Genomic DNA, 18,704 nt, shown 5'->3' with positions numbered 1-18,704 from the left:
ACACCTGCGGCCTGGCGGAGCCAGTTCCGCGGTGTCTCGCGAGCCGCCTGAGCTCGATTTCAGCGCCGTTCCAATTTTTCGGGAGAGCACCATGACCCCCAAAGTTTTCATCAAGACCTTCGGCTGCCAGATGAACGAGTACGACTCGGACAAGATGGCCGACGTCCTCCGGGCCGCCGAAGGCTATGAGCCCACTACCAATGTGGACGAGGCCGACCTGATCCTCTTCAACACCTGCTCCGTGCGCGAGAAGGCGCAAGAGAAGGTGTTCTCCGACCTCGGGCGTGTCAAGCACCTCAAGGCCAAGGGCGTGAAGATCGGCGTGGGCGGCTGCGTCGCGAGCCAGGAAGGCGCGGCCATCATCGCGCGAGCGCCCTATGTCGACGTGGTCTTCGGACCCCAGACCCTGCACCGCCTGCCCGAAATGCTGAACCAGCGCGAGCGCGAAGGCCGACCGCAGGTGGACATCAGCTTTCCCGAGATCGAGAAGTTCGACCACCTGCCGCCCGCCCGGGTCGAGGGCGTGACCGCATTTGTCTCGATCATGGAGGGTTGCTCCAAATACTGCAGCTACTGCGTCGTTCCCTACACGCGCGGCGAGGAGGTGAACCGGCCGCTCGACGACGTGCTGGTCGAGGTGGCCGGACTGGCGGACCAGGGCGTGCGGGAAGTCACTTTGCTGGGGCAGAACGTCAATGCCTATCGCGGCCGCATGGGTGACACCGCCGAGATCGCCGACTTCGCGCTGCTCATCGAGTACATCGCGGAGATCCCCGGCATCGAGCGCATTCGCTACACGACCAGCCACCCGAACGAATTCACGCCGCGCCTGATCGAGGCCTACGCACGCGTGCCGCAGCTCGCGAGCCACCTCCACCTCCCGGTGCAGCATGGCAGCGACCGCATCCTGATGGCGATGAAGCGCGGCTACACGGCGATGGAATACAAGAGCACGGTGCGCAAGCTGCGTGCGATTCGCCCCGGGCTCGCCCTCAGCAGCGACTTCATCGTCGGCTTCCCCGGCGAGACCGACGAGGACTTCGGCAAGATGATGAAGCTCATCGACGACCTCGAATTCGATGCGAGCTTCAGCTTCATCTTCAGCCCCCGCCCCGGCACGCCCGCCGCAGCGCTGCACGACGACACGCCGCATGCGGTCAAGCTCGCACGGCTGCAGCAGTTGCAGGCCGTGATCGACGGCAACGTGAAGCGCTTCGGCGAAAGCCGCGTCGGCACGGTGCAGCGCGTGCTGGTCGAGGGCGCCTCGCGCAAGGACGCCAGCGAACTGATGGGCCGCACCGAGTGCAACCGCGTCGTCAACTTCGAAGGCGACGCGCGCCTCGTGGGCCAGATGGTCGACCTGCGCATCACGCGCTCGTTGGCCTACACCTTGCGCGGCGAGGTCGTGACTGCCGAGTCGACACAGGCGGCCGACCGAAGTGCACTGGTGCCGGCTGCCTGATGGCGAAGCTGAAGGCCGCGCGCGGTTCTTTCCAGCAACTGCTGCTGTTCGCGTTCCTCCTGATCACCGCGCTGCTGGTGGGCGTTGCACTGCGCGCCGTCTTCCAGTACGACCTCCTGATGACCGAAAGCCGCGACGCGGCGGCGCGTGCGCTTACTCTGTCGGGTGCGGCGCAGTCGCTGGCGGAACGCAGCGCGGCGATGGAGCGCGCCGCCCGCCAGTCGCTGGTGCTGAACGACGCCGTGCTGCGCCGCCGCTTCGACGACGCCGCCCGCGATGCCCGCCAGGTGCTTGAACGCCTGGCCACGAATGGTCTTTCGGCAGTCGGCCCGGACAAGTGGCGCGCACAGCTCGACGTGATCCAGGGGCTGATGAGCGGCGCCCCTGAAACGGCGCTGGCGCGCGAAAGCTCCATGGCGATGCAGTTTCGCGATCTCGATGCGGTGAACACTGACATCGCGCAACAGGCGCAGTTCCTGATCGAGACGCAGAACAAGGCACTCGCGGAACGCATCGAGACCGCCCGCACGCGATTGATGCGCCTGGTGGTGGCCGCCAGCGCACTGGCCGTGTCACTGGCGCTCGCTTTCGGGGTGTGGCTGGCGCGACCTTTCAAGCGGTTGCAGCGCGCCATCGTCGGGCTGGGCGAAAACCGGCTCGACGAACCGATCGACATCCACGGTCCCTCCGACGTGCGCCGCGTCTCCCAGCAGCTCGAATGGCTGCGGCTGCGGCTCACCGAACTGGACGCCGACAAGGCACGTTTCCTGCGACACGTTTCGCATGAACTCAAGACGCCGCTCGCCGCCCTCCGTGAAGGTGTCTCCCTGCTGGAAGACGGCGTGACCGGTGCGCTGAATCCCGCGCAGCGCGAAGTCGCGCAGATCCTGCAGCAGAACACGATCTCGCTGCAGGGCCAGATCGAGGCCTTGCTGCGCTTCAACGCCGCGGCCTTCGAGGCGCGACAGCTGCACCGCCAACGCACGCCGCTGATTCCGCTGATCGAGGACCAGATCGAGGCGCAGCGCCTCCAATGGCAGGCCAACGGGCTGACCGTCCGCGCCGAAGGCGAGCCGATCTCCGTCGTGGTCGACCCGGTCAAGCTGGGCACCGCGCTCGCCAACCTGTTGTCGAACGCGATCCGGTATTCGGCGCGCGGCGGCACCATCACCATGGCGGTTTCGAGCACGGCCGACACCGTCTACATCGACATCAACGACGCCGGCCCTGGCATCGCCGATGGCGACCGCGATCGCATCTTCGAACCCTTCTTCCGCGGCGAACGGCAACCGCAGCATGCGGTCAAGGGAACCGGCATCGGCCTCTCGATCGTGCAGGAGTACATTGCAGCCCATGGCGGCCGCATCACGCTGCTGCCCGTTGGGCCGGGTGCGCGATTCCGCGTCGAGTTGCCGCGCTCCGCCTGACGTCCACCGCCCCACGCGCCTTTCCGACCCATGTGCTTTCCGATCTTTCGCAGATCCGTTCTCGCCGTGACGATCGTCATGCCGCTGCTGCTTGCCGGCTGCGCATCGCCACGCAAGCCGCCGGCTGAAGCCGTCGCTGTGGCCGTCGTCCCGGCGCCTGCGCCGCCGCCCATCACGCCGGTGGAGGCTGAGCCGATCGCGCCCGCCACGCTGCCCGGCGGCCTCTTCACGCAACAGGCCCCAGGCCCGGTCGGCGCCATGATTGCGTACGCCGACAAGGTGCGGCAACTCGGCCCACCTGAACTCGCGAACGAACTGGCACGCCTGGGTGACCTCATCGAGACGCCCACCACGCAGATGCAGACGGCCATCGTGCTCGCCCAGACGCGCGTGCCGGCCGACCTCGCAAAGGCGCAAGGACTGCTCCAGCGGGTGATCACCAACCCATCCGCCGATGCGCTGCCCCTGCAGCCCCTCGCACGGGTGCTCGCGGCGCGCTACGCGGAACAGCGGCGCGTCGAAGACGATCGCGACAAGCAGGCGCAGCAGGTGCGCGACAGCCAACGCCGCATCGACCAGCTCAACGACCGGATCGAGGCGTTGCGCGCCATCGAGCGCAGCTTTACGCGCCCGACCCCGTCCGCGGCACCGGCCCCGGCGAACAACACGAAGCCCGCCCAGTGAACACGCCCGCATCGCCTTCCCCCGCCAAGGACCCCGCCTCGGCACCGGGCGGTGAAGCACGCGGCGCGCGGCTGCTGGTCGTGGACGACGACCCGGACATGCTGCGGCTCCTGTCGATGCGACTCACATCGGTCGGCTACCAGGTCACTGCCGTGACCTCCGCAGAATCGGCGCTGACGCAACTCGAGATCGAACACCCGCAGCTCGTGCTGAGCGATGTCCGGCTGCCGGGACGCGACGGGCTCGCGCTGTTCGACGAGATCCGCAAGCGGCACCCGACCCTGCCGGTGATCCTGCTGACCGCGCACGGCACGATCCCCGACGCGGTCGAAGCCACGGCACGTGGTGTCTTTACCTACCTGACCAAGCCCTACGACGGCCGCGAGCTGCTCGACAAGATCGCGCAGGCGCTCGCGCTCGGCGCACCTGCGGCGACGCCCGGCAAGGGCGGCGACGAAAGCTGGCGCGCGGAGATCGTCAGCCGCAGCAATCGGATGTCCGAACTGCTGGCCGAAGCGCGCATGGTCGCCAAGTCGGACGCCAGCGTGCTGCTGCGGGGAGACAGCGGCGCCGGCAAAGAACTGCTCGCCCGCGCGATCCACCGCGCCAGTCCGCGGGCCGACAAACCCTTCGTAGCGGTCAATTGCGGCGCCATCCCGGAGGCCTTGCTGGAATCCGAGCTGTTCGGCCACATGAAGGGCGCGTTCACCGACGCCGTCGCCAACCACAAGGGCCTGTTCCAGCAGGCCGATGGCGGGACGCTGCTGCTCGACGAGATCGGGGACATGCCGCCGGCGCTGCAGGTCAAGCTGCTGCGGGTGCTGCAGGAGCGCGCGGTGCGGCCGCTCGGCGCCAGCCAGTCCATCGCGGTCGATGTGCGGATCATCTCCGCCACCCATCGCGACCTGGACGCCGCGATGGAAGCCGGCCAGTTTCGCGAGGACCTGTACTACCGTCTCAACGTCGTGACACTGAGCCTTCCGCCGCTTTCGGCGCGGCGCGAGGACATTCCGCTGCTCGCCAATCACTTCCTCCAGCGGCTGTCGACCAAGTACGGCAAGCGGCTGTCCGGCTTTGCGCCCGAGGCACTGAAGGCGCTGACGACTGCGTCATGGCCGGGCAATGTGCGGCAGCTTTTCAACGTGGTCGAACAAGTGTGCGCCCTCTCCAGCTCGCCCCTGATTCCCCTGGCGCTCGTGCAGCGCGCGCTGCGTGTGCCGAGCGTCGAGGTGCAGACCTACGCCGAGGCCAAGCAGCGTTTCGAGCGCGATTACCTGGTCGGCCTGCTCAAGCTGACCGACGGCAACGTGGCCGACGCGGCGCGCCTCGCCGACCGCAACCGGACCGAGTTCTACCGGCTGCTGCAGAAGCACGAATTGACGCCCGGCCACTTCAAGGCGGACGTGCCGTCACCGGGACCCGAAGGCGGTCGCTGACCAGCGACACCCCTAAATCGTTGATTTGATTGACTTTTGTCAGTCAGGCTCGACGGCTTGTCGGGATTCGGCGACAGATTCGGGGCTTTTGGAGCCATTCAGGCCTCCAAGCCCCGGCCGAGCCCGGAAAAATCAGCCCAAGCGATTGATTTGAAAGGGTTTTTTGGCGCTGGCACAGGGATTGCCCTAGTAGAGGCATGACAGCACTTACCAGCCCCTCTTTCGCGATGCGTCCGCAACGCGACGGCCTGCGTCAAAAGCAGTTTTCCCTCTCGCGGCCCCGCGCCGCGGGTCAATCGCTGGCTGCACTCGAAGCTTCCAGCGGCATCGCGCCGGATTGCGTGTTCAAGCGCTTTCCGGCAATCGGCGACACGCCTTCCGTCCAGAAGCAACGGTAAAAGCGCCATGAAGCCCAATGAATTCTCCCAACTGAAGGTTCTGTCGGAAAGCGACTTTTCGCGCCGCAGCTACCTCCGCGAAGAGCGCCATCCGAACTCGGTGACCGCTCCCCCCATCAACCGCGGTTCGATGGCGCCCCGCCCCTGGCGCGGGTTCTGGAACAGCATCGGCACCGCGCTGCTGGTCAAGCTCGGTGCCGGCGGCACCGCGAAGGCCTCGCGCGCCGGTTCGGCAAAGGCCCCCGCGCAGCAGCCATGGCAGCGCGCGGCCACGCAGCGCCGGCTCGCCTTCGTGGCGCTCGCGCTGGTCAGCACCGTGATCGCCTCCACGCTGTTCGCGCGTGTGCAGCCCGACTACGACAACCTCTGGCTCGAATACAGCCAGATCGCCCTGTATGGCTTGCTGTCGGGCTGGGTCGTGACCGGGTTCGTGACCGCGCTCATGGGCTTCTACGTCTCGGTGCGCGGGGACAAGCACGCGCTGTCCGCCAAGCAGGTGGCCAACCACCCGATGAACCCCGAGGCACGCACGGCGATCATCATGCCGATCTGCAACGAGGACGTCGCCACCGTGTTCGCGGGCCTGCGCGCGACCTGCGAATCGGTCGCAGCGACCGGGCATGCGCAACAGTTCGACGTCTTTGTGCTGTCCGACAGCTACACGCCCGAGATCGCCGCCGCCGAGCGCGCCGCCTGGGAAGACCTGCGCGCCGCACTGGCCGACAGCCCGAACAAGCCGCAGGTCGAGGTGTACTACCGCCTGCGCACCCGTCGCACGCACCGCAAGGCCGGCAACGTCGCCGACTTCTGCCGCCGCTGGGGCAAGGACTACCGCTACATGGTCGTGCTCGACGCCGACAGCGTCATGAGCGGCGATTGCCTGACCTCGATGGTCAAGCTGATGGAAGCCAACCCCACCGCCGGCATCATCCAGACCGCGACACAGGCCATCGGCCACGTGACGCTGCATGCCCGCGCACAGCAGTTTGCCTCGCGCATGACGGGCCGCCTGTTCACGCTCGGCATGCAGTTCTGGCAGCTCGGCGAATCGCACTACTGGGGCCACAACGCGATCATCCGCGTTGCGCCTTTCATGGACCATTGCGCGCTGGCCCCGATCAAGGGCAAGGGCGGCATGTCCGGCGGCATCATGTCGCACGACTTCGTCGAGGCTGCGCTGATGCGCCGCGCCGGCTACCACGTGTGGCTGGTGGCCGATCTGGTCGGTAGCTACGAGCAGCAACCGCCGGACCTGCTGGCCGAGTTGCAGCGCGATCGCCGCTGGTGCCAGGGCAACCTGCAGAACGCTCGCCTGATGGCAGAGCCAGGCCTGCACTCGGTGCACCGCGCCATGTTCGTCACTGGCACGATGGCCTATGTGTCCGCGCCGCTGTGGCTGGCGTTCCTCACGCTGGGCACCGCCCTCTGGCTCACGGGTTCGAGCGTCGTCGAGCATTGGCTCGCCATGCCGATGGAACTGGCCGGCCTGTGGCTGTGGACGCTGTGCCTGCTGTTCCTGCCGCGCGTGCTGGGCATCGTGGCCGTGGTGATTCGCGGTGAACAACGCCAGTTCGGTGGCTTGGGCGGCTTGCTCAAGAGCGCCGCGCTCGAAAGCTCCCTCGCCATCGTGCAGGCGCCCGTTCGCATGCTCGCGCACTCGCTGTTCGTGGTCGTCGCGCTGACCGGCATCAAGCTCGACTGGAAGTCGCCTCCGCGAGAAGCCGCTGCCGTGCCGTGGCGGATCGCCGTCGCTCAACTGGCGCCGATGACCCTGGTGATCGCAGCGCTGGCCGTGGGCATCGCGCTGATCGATGCAAGCGCACTGGCCTGGCTGATGCCTGTCGGTCTGCCGCTGCTGCTCGCAATCCCGCTGACGGTGCTGACCAGCCAGATCGCCCTTGGCAACTCGCTGCGCGACAAGGGCTTCCTGCTGATCCCGGAGGAATCGCGTTCGCCTGCCGTATTGCGCCGCGCCTGGATGCACGCGGTGCGCCTGGCCCGCCCCGCGGCGGCCTGAGTCGCTCGGCGCCCAACAAAAAGCCCGCATCAGCGGGCTTTTTTCTTTTCCAGGAATACCGCGGAACCGGCTCCGCCGGTCCGCCGGTATTGCCCCCGGCAGGGGGTGGAGAGCGACACGAAGTGCGCGAGCCTGGGGGCGAGCTAAAACTTCGGCATACCCGGCATGCCTTTCATGCCGCCCATGCGCTTCATCATCTTCATGAGGCCGCCGCCCTTCATCTTCTTCATCATGCCCTGCATCTGCTCGAACTCGTTGAGCAGCCGGTTCACTTCCTGAACCTGCACGCCAGCGCCGGCGGCAATGCGGCGCTTGCGCGTCGCCTTGAGCAGTTCGGGCTTGCGGCGCTCCAGCGGCGTCATGCTGTTGATGATCCCTTCCTTGCGGCGGATGTCGCGCTCGGCACGGGTCATGTCGGCTTCGGTGGCCTTCGCCGCCATCTGGGCGGGCAGCTTGTCCATGATGCTGGAGAGTCCGCCCATCTGCTTCATCTGCTGCAACTGGCCGAGAAAGTCGTTGAGGTCGAAGCCTGCGCCGCTCTTGACCTTGGCCGCCAGCTTCTGCGCCGCCGCGACGTCGACGCCGGCCGTGACCTGCTCGACCAGTGCGACGATGTCGCCCATGCCCAGGATGCGCCCGGCATGCCGTTCGGCGTCGAACACTTCGAGGCCGTCGATTTTCTCGCTGACACCGGCGAACTTGATCGGCACGCCCGTGACCTGCCGCACCGACAACGCCGCGCCGCCGCGAGAATCGCCGTCGGTCTTGGTCAGGATGATCCCGGTCAGCGGCAAGGCTTCCTTGAAGGCCTTGGCGGTGTTGATTGCATCCTGCCCCTGCATGGCATCGACCACGAAAAGGGTCTCGACCGGATTGAGCGCAGCGTGCAGTTGCTGGATCTCGGTCATGAGCACTTCGTCGATCGCGAGACGGCCGGCCGTGTCGACCAGCAGCACGTCGAAGAAGTGGCGCTTGGCGTGATCGAGCGCAGCCCTCGCGATGTCGAGCGGCTTCTGGTCCGGCGTGCTCGGGAACCATTCGGCACCGGCCTGCTTCGTGACCGTCTTGAGCTGCTCGATCGCGGCGGGCCGATAGACGTCGCCCGACACGGTCAGCACCTTCTTCTTGCGCTTTTCGATCAGGTGCTTGGCCAGCTTCGCGGTCGTGGTGGTCTTGCCGGCACCCTGGAGGCCCGCCATCAGGATCACCGCCGGCGGCTGGGCGGCGAGGTTGATGTCGGCCACGCCCTCGCCCATGGTCGCGGCGAGTTCGCGGTTCACGATGCCGACCAGGGCCTGACCGGGCTTCAACGAGCCCAGCACTTCCTGCCCCAGCGCCTTTTCCTTGACCCGCGCGACGAAATCGCGGACGACCGGCAGCGCCACATCCGCTTCGAGCAGCGCCATGCGCACCTCGCGCAGCATGTCCTGCACATTGCTTTCGGTGATGCGGGCCTGGCCGCTCATCGTCTTGACGAGGCGGGAGAACTTTTCAGTGAGGGCGGTGGCCATGAAGGAATACCTTTGATGTCCGCGAGCACGGACGAAAGAAATGCGCGAAACGCCGCGGAACCGGCTCCGCCGGGCCGCTGGTGTTGCCCCCGGTCAGGGGGTAGGCGAAGCGACACGAAGTGCGCGAAGCCTGGGGGCGAGCCAGTACACTCCGGCCGATGATTTTAGCGATCCCTTCCCCGCTCGGCGTGGCACTGGGCATCGCCACCGCCGCTGCCTATGGCACTACAGCGGCAGCATCCTCCCGGCTCAGCCGCTCGTCCACGCAGTCGTTGTTGGCGCTGGCCTGGCTGCTGCATGCGTTCGCGCTGGGCTGCGGGCTGGTCGGCGGCACCCCGCGCTTCGGCTTCGCACCTGCGATTTCGGTCACCGCCTGGCTGGTGCTCACGGTCTATGCCATCGAGAGCCGGATGTATCCCCAACTGCAGGTGCGCCGCGCACTCGCAGCGCTCGGGGCGGGTGCGGTGTTGCTCGCCGTGGTGTTTCCGGGAACGCCGCTGCACGTCTCGGCATCGCCGTGGCTGCCGTTGCATCTGGCGCTGGGCATTGCTTCCTACGGCCTCTTCGGCGCGGCGGTGATCCATGCCTGGCTCATGACCCGCGCCGAGAAGCAGATCCGCCTCGCTGCCGAGCCGCAGGGCGGCGTGCCGCTGCTCACGATGGAACGGCTGACCTTCCGCTTCGTGGCCGCAGGCTTCGTGCTGCTGTCTGCCACGCTGCTGGCCGGACTGCTGTTCAGCGAAACCCTCTACGGCACGGCCGTGCGCGGATGGAAGTGGGATCACAAGACCGTGTTCTCCGTGCTGGCCTGGATCACCTTCGCTGTCCTGCTCACCGGCCGCGCGCGCTTCGGCTGGCGCGGGCGTACGGCGCGGCGCGTGCTCTATGCAGGTTCCGTGCTGCTGTTGCTGGCGTACGTGGGATCGCGCTTCGTGCTGGAAGTCGTCCTGTCGCGCACACCCGCATGAAATACCTTCTCGTCCTTGCCGTGGTCTTCGTGGCGATCTGGATCTGGCGCAAGAACCGGCGCGAGGAAATGCAGTCGCGCCCGCCGCCGGCCGCCAAGCCGCCGGCCGTCGGCGCGCCGCAAGCCATGGTCCGCTGCGCGTACTGTGGCCTTCACCTGCCAGCGGCCGACGCCATCACCGGCCCCTCCGGCGTGTACTGCAGCGCCGCGCACCGCCAGGCCGACCAGCACTGAGATGAAACGACCATGACCGCTTCACTCTGGTCGCGGGGCGATCCCGCCACGGACTGGAGTTCGCTGGAACATTTCAGCGGCGACAGCACGGCCTTGCTCAGGCTGTGGCGCGGCTTCATGGCGGCGCGGTGCTTCGTCGCGGCGGTGCTCCTGCTGCTGCAGGCCGTCACGATGGCGCTGGGGCAGCCGACGCAGACGGCGGCGATCGCGCTGTCCGCGGGCTATGTGGTCGCAGCCTTGCTGGCTGCGCGCTTTGCGCCGTTCCAGCCCATACGCGGCATCGGCGCGGCATGGCTGTCGACCATCGGTGTCGATCTCGTCACCTTTACGGCGCTGCAGGTGTTGCAAGTCGGCAGCATCAACTACACGCCGCTGTTCGCACTGCCTGCGTTGATGGCCGCGGTGCTGGGGACGAGTGCCGTGGGCCTCGGCACGACGGCGGCTGCCACCTTGCTGCTGCTGGCGCACGCGACCTGGTACTGGATCGAGCAGCCCACGGACACTTCACCCCGCTTCGTCCAGGCGGCGCTGACCGGCACGGGCCTCTTCGTGGTCGCGCTGCTCGCACACGAACTGGCGCGCCGACTGACGCGCGAAGAGGCGATGGCGCAACGCAACCGCAGCGCCGCGGAGATGCATCAGCTGGTGAACGACCTCGTGATCGAGACGCTGAGCGAAGGCGTTCTGGTGATCGACGCCGAAGGCCAGGTGCATGCTGCCAACCCTGCCGCCGACGCGATCCTCGGCCAGGGCCTCGGGGAGCTTTCGCTGCCGTTCGCGCTGAGCGCGCATCCGGCGTGGGTTCCGCTGGCGGCCCTCGCGCGACAGACCTTCGCGCGACGCACGCCCCAATCCCGGGAAATCCCGGTCGCGCAGGCCCAGGGCGCGCCACGCGAAGTCCGGGTCCGCACGCGCCTCACGCAATCGAGGGACCGCCATACGGAAAGCCTGTGTGTGATGTTCCTCCAGGACCTGCGCGAACTCGAGGCCCGCATCCGCACCGAGAAGCTGGCGGCCATGGGGCGCATGTCGGCGGCGGTCGCGCACGAGATCCGCAACCCGCTCGCCGCCATCACGCAGGCCAGCGCGCTGCTCGGTGAAGACCTCGTCGATCCTGCGCACCGTCAGCTGACGACGATGGTCCAGCAAAACGCACTGCGGCTGTCGCGCATCGTCGACGACGTGCTCGACGTCGCGCGGGCCCGGCAACAGCGCGTGCTGCCGCTCGGCGAACAGGTCGCGCTCGATCCCACGGTGCGATCGCTCGCGGAGGAATGGGTGCGACACGCGCAGCGGCAGGGCGTGCTGCTTGCGCTCGACGCGACGGGCAACGATGTGCGCTTCGACGTCGAGCACCTGCGCCGCATCCTCGTGAACCTGCTCGACAACGCAGCCCGCTATGCCGGGGACCGCGACGGTTCGATCCAGGTGAGCACGCGCATGAACGCGGCCGGCCGTCCCTGCCTCCAGATCTGGAGCGACGGTGCGCCGCTCGAGCCCGCGGTGCAGCGCCATCTGTTCGAACCCTTCTTCTCTTCCGAAAGCCGCTCGAGCGGCCTGGGCCTTTTCCTGTGCCGCGAGTTGTGCGAGCGCCATGGCGCGACGATCGGCTACGAACGACGCGCGCTCTCGCCGGCGGGGCCGGAGGGCAACGAGTTTTACGTGGCATTTGCCGCGGCCGAAAGCCGACTGACACAATAGCGCCGTGAGCACCCTCAACCCGCCAACGACGCGCCCCGCCCAGATCCTGGTCGTCGACGACGAGCCCGACCTGCGCACGCTCTATGAACTCACGCTGCTTCGCGAAGGCTATCGCGTCGAGGCCGCGGGCAGTGTGTCCGAGGCCTGGCAGCACCTGGAGGCCGGCCGCTTCGATGCCGTGATCACCGACATGCGCCTGCCCGACGGGCTCGGCATGGAGATCCTCCAGCGCATCCAGCAGGACCAGCGCGGCGAACGCTGTGTCGTGATGACGGCCTACGGCTCCGCGGAAAACGCCGTCGAGGCGCTCAAGGCCGGCGCATTCGACTACCTCACCAAGCCGGTCGACCTGAAGCAGTTTCGCGCGGTCGTGGCGTCGGCCGTCCAGGCCACGGTCCAGACAGCCACGGCCAAGTCGGTCCGCACGACCGACGATGGCGGCAAGGCAGCACCCGCGATCGGAAGCAGCGGTGTCGCCGCGCTCGAGCGGCTGGTGGGCGAATCCGAACCGATGCGCCTCGTCAAGGCCCGCATCGCCAAGGTGGCGCGCGGCATGGCGCCTGTCCTGGTGCGCGGCGAATCCGGCACCGGCAAGGAACTGGTGGCGCGCGCCGTGCATGCGTGCAGCCAGCGCAGCGACGGCCCCTTCGTCGCGGTCAACTGCGGCGCCATCCCCGAGAACCTCCTCGAAGCCGAGTTCTTCGGGGCACGCAAGGGCTCCTACACGGGCTCGTCGCAGGACCGCGACGGCTACTTCCAGGCGGCACGCGGCGGCACCTTGTTCCTCGACGAGATCGGCGACCTGCCGCTGGCGATGCAGTCCAAGCTGCTGCGCGCCATCCAGGAACGCAGCGTGCGTCCCATCGGTTCGACGCAGGAGGATGCGGTCGATGTCCGCATCGTGAGCGCCACGCACAAGGACCTGCATGCGGAGGTGCAGGCCAGCCGGTTCCGGCAGGATCTCTTCTACCGCCTCAATGTGATCGAGATCGCGGTGCCTGCATTGCGCGAACGTCGTGGCGATCTGCCGGCGCTGTGCAGCGCGCTGCTCGAGCGCATTGCACGCGACGCCGGCATGCCTGTTCCCAAGCTGTCGGCCGATGTGCTGCAGCTCCTGTCCGAGCACCCGCTGCGCGGCAACGTCCGCGAACTGGAAAACCTCCTGCATCGCGCCGTTGCCTTGAGCGACGGCGACATGCTGCATCTCGACTTCGTCGACAGCTCGGTGATGCCCACGGAAGCGGCTGCGCCGGAACCCGTCCTTGCCCGCGAGCCCCAGCCCGAATCCGCGCCCGCGTTCGCCTCACGCCAGACATCGGCGATGCCGAACGACCTTCAAGGCTATCTCGATCAGCAGGAACGACGGATCCTCGTGCGCGCCCTTCAGGAGAGCGGCTTCAACCGCACGGCCGCCGCGGCGAGACTCGGCCTGAGCCTGCGGCAGATCCGCTACCGGATCGCCCGCCTCGGCATCGCCACACCGAACGGCGACGACGGCAATGGACTCGGCGCCGATGAGTGAGGCCCACGCGGGGCTCTGGCAAGCCGGCTGGTACCGCTTCGCCCGACACCTGCACTCTCCCAACTTCGGGCCACGGCCGACCGGCGCGCAGATCGATCTCATCGTGCTGCATTCGATCAGCCTGCCGCCCGGCGGCTACGGCGGCGACGAAGTGCAGCAGCTCTTCACGAACCGCCTCGACTGGGATGCGCATCCCTACTTCGGCACCATCCGCGGACTGGAAGTCTCGGCCCACTTCTATATAAGGCGCAACGGCGAACTCTGGCAGTTCGTGAGCTGCGACGACCGTGCCTGGCATGCCGGTGCGTCTTCATGGCGCGGCCGCGCGAACTGCAACGATGACTCCGTCGGCATCGAACTCGAAGGGCTCGAAGGCGACTCTTTCGAAAGCGCCCAGTACGAAGCCCTTGCGAGCCTGTGCCCCGCCATCGCGCAGCATTACGACATCGCGTTCATCGCCGGCCACGAACACGTCGCGCCGGGTCGCAAGGAAGACCCGGGTGCGGGCTTCGACTGGGGCCTGCTGCAGGAAGAATTGGGCTGGGACCGCGCGATGTTTCCCGCCAGTGTCGTAACGCGCTGAAATTTTTCAATCGCGAAGCGTCCGGCGATGCGCCACCGACGCGACGGCGCCGATGTCGCCCGCCACGCGCCAAGGGCAGCAACCATGCGCTTTCCAAGCCCAAATCCTGCGGAAACGCCCATGGATCGCGGGCTGGGCTACCGTTGTCCACTGATGGTGCGGCATGAATGCTTCCTTGGCGCGCAAGAATCATTTTTGCAGGCGTTGTAGATTGTCGAAAACACTATATCTAGTGGGTTGTGGACCCTCCAGACCCTAGATATAGTGTGCCCTGGCCCGGCGTTTACCGTCAGTAACAAATGCCAACACGGCACTGCCGCCCCAACAAGAATCGCCAAACGAGGATCGAATGCAAACAGCCCTGAACACCCCCTCCACCCCTCGCGCCGTACCCTCGACGCCGCAGAACCGCGACGTCGCAGGCTCGCCCGCCGGCAACGCGCTCGCCCACTACCAGATCATTCGCCGCAACGGCGCGGTCGTGCCGTTCGAGCCGAACAAGATCGCGATCGCGATGATGAAGGCCTTCCTCGCGGTGCACGGCACCCAGGGCGCGGCTTCCGCCAGCGTGCGCGAAACAGTCGACAGCCTGACCCAGGCCGTGGTGCGCGCCATGGTCCGCTCGCGTCCGGGCGGCGGCACCTTCCACATCGAGGACGTGCAGGACCAGGTCGAACTCGGCCTGATGCGCGGCGGCCACCACGAGATTGCGCGCGCCTACGTGCTGTACCGCGAACGCCGTTCGCAAGAGCGCACGAAGCAGGGCGATACGGATTCGCAAGTCGCCGTCTCCACGCTGCACGTGCTGGACCGCGGCGAGCGCGTGGCGCTCGACCTGAACGAACTCAAGGACCTGATCGAATCCGCCTGCACCGGCCTGGGCGACAGCATCACCTCCGCCCCGATCGTGGCCGAGACGATGCGCAACCTGTACGACGGCGTTCCGCTCGACGAGGTCTACAAGGCCTCGATCCTCGCCGCGCGCACGCTGATCGAGAAGGACCCCGACTACACCTTCGCCACCGCCCGCCTGCTGCTGCACACGATCTTCAAGGAAGTGATCGGCCGCGAAGTGCCGCCGGCCGACCGTGCCCAGGCCTATGCCGACTACTTCCCGCAGTTCATCAAGAAGGGCGTCGACAACGAGTTGCTCGACGAGAAGCTGCTGCAGTTCGACCTGGCCCGCCTCGGCGCCGCGCTCAAGCCCGAGCGCGACATGCAGTTCGACTACCTCGGTCTGCAGACGCTCTACGACCGCTACTTCCTGCACGTGCGCAAGACGCGCATCGAGCTGCCGCAAGCTTTCTTCATGCGTGTCTCGATGGGCCTCGCCCTGAATGAGATCGACCGCGAAGCCCGCGCGATCGAGTTCTATGAAGTGCTGTCCTCCTTCGACTTCATGTCCAGCACGCCGACGCTGTTCAACAGCGGCACGCTGCGCTCGCAGCTGTCGAGCTGCTACCTGACGACCGTGCCCGACGACCTGGACGGCATCTACGAATCGATCAAGGAAAACGCGCTGCTCTCCAAGTTCGCCGGCGGCCTGGGCAACGACTGGACGCGCGTGCGCGCCCTCGGCAGCCACATCAAGGGCACCAACGGCGAATCGCAAGGCGTCGTGCCCTTCCTCAAGGTGGTGAACGACACCGCTGTCGCGGTCAACCAGGGCGGCAAGCGCAAGGGCGCCGTCTGCACCTACCTCGAAAGCTGGCACCTCGACATCGAGGAATTCCTCGAACTGCGCAAGAACACCGGCGACGACCGCCGCCGTACGCACGACATGAACACGGCGAACTGGATTCCCGACCTGTTCATGCGCCGCGTGATGGAAAAGGGCACCTGGACGCTGTTCTCGCCCTCCAACGTGCCCGACCTGCACGACAAGTTCGGCGCCGATTTCGAGACCGCCTACGTGGCCTACGAGGAAAAGGCCGCGCGCGGCGACATCAAGCCGAGCCGCACGGTCCAGGCCACCGACCTCTGGCGCAAGATGCTCACGATGCTGTTCGAGACCGGGCATCCGTGGATTACCTTCAAGGACGCCTGCAACGTGCGCTCGCCGCAGCAGCACGCCGGCGTGGTTCACTCGTCGAACCTCTGCACCGAGATCACGCTGAACACCAGCGACACCGAAACCGCCGTGTGCAACCTCGGCTCGGTCAACCTGCTGCAGCATCTGAAGGACGGCAAGGTCGACCAGGAAAAGCTCAAGCGGACCATCTCGACCGCGATGCGCATGCTCGACAACGTGATCGACATCAACTACTACGCGGTCAAGAAGGCGCGCGACTCGAACCTGCGCCATCGCCCGGTGGGCCTCGGCGTGATGGGCTTCCAGGACGCGCTGTACGAACTGCGCATCCCCTACGCCTCGCAGGAAGCCGTGCAGTTCGCCGACGAATCGATGGAAGCGATCTGCTACCACGCCTACTGGGCCTCGACCGATCTGGCGCGCGAACGCGGCAAGTACTCGAGCTACAAGGGCTCGCTGTGGGACAAGGGTGTGCTGCCGTCCGACACGCTCGACCTGCTCGAGAAGGCACGTGGCGGCTACGTCGAAGTGGACCGCTCGTCCACCCTCGACTGGGACGCGCTGCGCCAGAAGATCAAGGCCGACGGCATGCGCAATTCGAACTGCGTTGCCATCGCACCGACCGCGACCATCTCGAACATCATCGGCGTGGACGCCTCTATCGAGCCCTGCTTCGGCAACCTCTCGGTCAAGTCGAACCTCTCCGGCGAGTTCACCGTCATCAACCACTACCTGGTGCGCGACCTCAAGCGCCTGGGCCTGTGGGACGACGTGATGGTGATGGACCTGAAGCACTTCGACGGTTCGCTGCGCCCCATCGACCGCGTGCCGCAGGATGTGAAGGCGCTCTACGCGACCGCGTTCGAGGTCGAGACCACGTGGCTCGTCGAGGCCGCCGCGCGTCGCCAGAAGTGGATCGACCAGGCGCAGTCGCTCAACATCTACATGGCCGGTGCGTCGGGCAAGAAGCTCGACGACACCTACAAGCTCGCATGGCTGCGCGGCTTGAAGACCACCTACTACCTGCGCACGCAGAGCGCGACGCATGCGGAGAAGTCCACTGTTCAGTCGGGTCGGCTCAATGCCGTGTCGTCGGGCAGCGGCGATGCATCGCAAGGCATGAGCGCACTCGAAGCCGCAGCACTCGCAGCGCAAGCGCAGTTGAATGCGATGCCTGCGACCGACATCGCGTTCTGCGGCGTCGACGATCCGACATGCGAAGCATGCCAATGATGTCGGCATGAAGTGGAGGTCGTTCGCGGCATTGCCTGACAAATTGCGATGCATGCGAACAACATAACGACAACATAATTGGAGCGCGATGTGATGGAGCACTTTGCAACTCACATCGTTGCTCACATAATTTGAGCATTGGATTTTTCTATGTTGACCTGGGACGAAGAAGTCAAGCCCTCCTTGCCAAAGGATCTGCAACAAGGATTGCGGCACACATCGAACAGCGGCGCGCAAGTCGGCCGCTCGTCGGAGTTCCCGACTTCGCAAATTGCTCCTCAGCTCTCTCCGGTTTCGCCTGCTGCACGAACGCTCGATGACGGCGCGATGGTCCGCCCCGTTCAAGCCGCAGCGTCCGCGACAGTGACAGGCGCGGCACCGGTGGCGCATCGCGTCAAGGCCGCCGACAAGCGCATCATCAACGGCCAGACCGACGTCAACCAGCTGGTGCCGTTCAAGTACAAGTGGGCCTGGGAAAAATACCTCGCCACCTGCGCCAACCACTGGATGCCGCAGGAAGTGAACATGACGCGCGACATCGCGCTCTGGAAAGATCCCAACGGCCTGACGGAAGACGAGCGTCGCATCGTCAAGCGCAACCTCGGCTTCTTCGTGACCGCCGACTCGCTGGCCGCCAACAACATCGTGCTGGGCACCTACCGCCACATCACGGCCCCCGAGTGCCGCCAGTTCCTGCTGCGCCAGGCCTTCGAGGAAGCGATCCACACGCACGCGTACCAGTACATCGTCGAGTCGCTCGGCCTGGACGAGAGCGAGATCTTCAACGCCTACAACGAAGTGCCGTCGATCCGCGAGAAGGACCAGTTCCTGATCCCGTTCATCGACGCCATCAGCGACCCGAACTTCCGCACCGGCACGCACGAGAACGACCAGACGCTGCTCAAGTCGCTGATCGTCTTCGCCTGCCTGATGGAAGGCCTCTTCTTCTACGTCGGCTTCACGCAGATCCTCGCGCTGGGCCGGCAGAACAAGATGACCGGCGCCGCCGAGCAATACCAGTACATCCTGCGCGACGAGTCGATGCACTGCAATTTCGGCATCGACCTGATCAACCAGCTCAAGCTCGAGAACCCGCACCTCTGGACCGCGGAGTTCAAGGCCGAGATCAAGGCCCTCTTCATGAAGGCTGTCGAGCTCGAATACAAGTACGCCGAAGACACCATGCCACGTGGCGTGCTCGGCATGAACGCCTCCATGTTCAAGGGCTACCTGCGCTACATCGCCAACCGGCGCGCGCAGCAGATCGGCCTCGAAACGCTCTTCCCGAACGAGGAAAACCCGTTCCCCTGGATGAGCGAAATGATTGACCTGAAGAAGGAGCGCAACTTCTTCGAAACCCGCGTGATCGAGTATCAGTCGGGTGGTGCGCTCTCCTGGGATTGAATCTTTCCGACTAGAACAAGAAGTGAATTCAAGAATCGTTCTTGCCGACGACCAGCACCAAAGAGTGCGGCATCGGTGAGGGCACAGGTGTTC

14 protein-coding genes are annotated in these 18,704 nt (G+C 66.3%); 13 read left to right on the top strand and 1 reads right to left on the bottom strand.

The window, feature by feature from the left end; all coding sequences use genetic code 11:
- Positions 1-91: 91 nt before the first annotated feature.
- From miaB to mdoH, 6 genes are all read left to right on the top strand, one after another.
- On the top strand, positions 92-1,462 hold the full coding sequence (gene miaB, locus AC1D3B_RS27770) for a tRNA (N6-isopentenyl adenosine(37)-C2)-methylthiotransferase MiaB (RefSeq protein WP_478193890.1): 1,371 nt from the start codon (positions 92-94) through the stop codon (positions 1,460-1,462).
- The gene (locus tag AC1D3B_RS27765) at positions 1,462-2,889 is read left to right on the top strand and encodes a sensor histidine kinase (RefSeq protein WP_478193889.1); all 1,428 of its coding nucleotides are present in this window, start codon (positions 1,462-1,464) and stop codon (positions 2,887-2,889) included. Before miaB ends, AC1D3B_RS27765 begins: the two co-directional genes overlap by 1 nt.
- Before the next feature lie 66 nt (positions 2,890-2,955).
- Positions 2,956-3,573 (top strand): hypothetical protein, encoded by a 618-nt coding sequence (locus tag AC1D3B_RS27760; RefSeq protein WP_478193888.1) that lies wholly within the window; start codon positions 2,956-2,958, stop codon positions 3,571-3,573.
- A gap of 71 nt (positions 3,574-3,644) precedes the next feature.
- Positions 3,645-5,009, top strand: a complete 1,365-nt coding sequence (locus tag AC1D3B_RS27755; protein ID WP_478193934.1) for a sigma 54-interacting transcriptional regulator — start codon at positions 3,645-3,647, stop codon at positions 5,007-5,009.
- 197 nt (positions 5,010-5,206) lie between these two features.
- On the top strand, positions 5,207-5,407 hold the full coding sequence (locus AC1D3B_RS27750) for a hypothetical protein (protein ID WP_286601838.1): 201 nt from the start codon (positions 5,207-5,209) through the stop codon (positions 5,405-5,407).
- 7 nt (positions 5,408-5,414) lie between these two features.
- The gene (gene mdoH, locus AC1D3B_RS27745) at positions 5,415-7,424 is read left to right on the top strand and encodes a glucans biosynthesis glucosyltransferase MdoH (RefSeq protein WP_478193887.1); all 2,010 of its coding nucleotides are present in this window, start codon (positions 5,415-5,417) and stop codon (positions 7,422-7,424) included.
- 143 nt (positions 7,425-7,567) lie between these two features.
- Here mdoH and ffh read toward each other — a convergent pair whose 3' ends face one another.
- Positions 7,568-8,935 carry a signal recognition particle protein gene (gene ffh, locus AC1D3B_RS27740; RefSeq protein WP_478193886.1) on the bottom strand — a complete coding sequence of 456 codons (1,368 nt, stop codon included), beginning with the start codon at positions 8,933-8,935 and terminating at the stop codon, positions 7,568-7,570.
- Between the two features lie 158 nt (positions 8,936-9,093).
- Here ffh and AC1D3B_RS27735 point away from each other — a divergent pair, with 158 nt between their 5' ends.
- From AC1D3B_RS27735 to AC1D3B_RS27705, 7 genes are all read left to right on the top strand, one after another.
- Entirely contained in the window at positions 9,094-9,903 is an 810-nt protein-coding gene (locus AC1D3B_RS27735) for a cytochrome C assembly family protein (protein WP_478193885.1), read from the top strand.
- On the top strand, positions 9,900-10,136 hold the full coding sequence (locus AC1D3B_RS27730; RefSeq protein ID WP_478193884.1) for a PP0621 family protein: 237 nt from the start codon (positions 9,900-9,902) through the stop codon (positions 10,134-10,136). The genes AC1D3B_RS27735 and AC1D3B_RS27730 overlap by 4 nt, the downstream gene beginning before the upstream one ends.
- Positions 10,137-10,148: 12 nt before the next feature.
- Positions 10,149-11,837: a two-component system sensor histidine kinase NtrB gene (locus AC1D3B_RS27725; RefSeq protein WP_478193883.1), complete on the top strand. Its 1,689-nt coding sequence runs from the start codon at positions 10,149-10,151 to the stop codon at positions 11,835-11,837.
- 4 nt (positions 11,838-11,841) lie between these two features.
- A complete protein-coding gene (locus AC1D3B_RS27720; RefSeq protein WP_478193882.1) occupies positions 11,842-13,359 on the top strand; it encodes a sigma-54-dependent transcriptional regulator in 1,518 nt (505 codons plus the stop codon).
- A complete protein-coding gene (gene ampD, locus AC1D3B_RS27715; RefSeq protein ID WP_478193881.1) occupies positions 13,352-13,942 on the top strand; it encodes a 1,6-anhydro-N-acetylmuramyl-L-alanine amidase AmpD in 591 nt (196 codons plus the stop codon). The genes AC1D3B_RS27720 and ampD overlap by 8 nt, the downstream gene beginning before the upstream one ends.
- 349 nt (positions 13,943-14,291) lie before the next feature.
- On the top strand, positions 14,292-17,207 hold the full coding sequence (locus AC1D3B_RS27710) for a ribonucleoside-diphosphate reductase subunit alpha (protein ID WP_478193880.1): 2,916 nt from the start codon (positions 14,292-14,294) through the stop codon (positions 17,205-17,207).
- A gap of 150 nt (positions 17,208-17,357) precedes the next feature.
- Positions 17,358-18,611 carry a ribonucleotide-diphosphate reductase subunit beta gene (locus tag AC1D3B_RS27705; RefSeq protein WP_478193879.1) on the top strand — a complete coding sequence of 418 codons (1,254 nt, stop codon included), beginning with the start codon at positions 17,358-17,360 and terminating at the stop codon, positions 18,609-18,611.
- Positions 18,612-18,704 lie beyond the last annotated feature (93 nt).

This window comes from Variovorax sp. P5_A3 (assembly GCF_056400665.1).
This window is presented reverse-complemented; position numbering and strand designations above follow the sequence as displayed.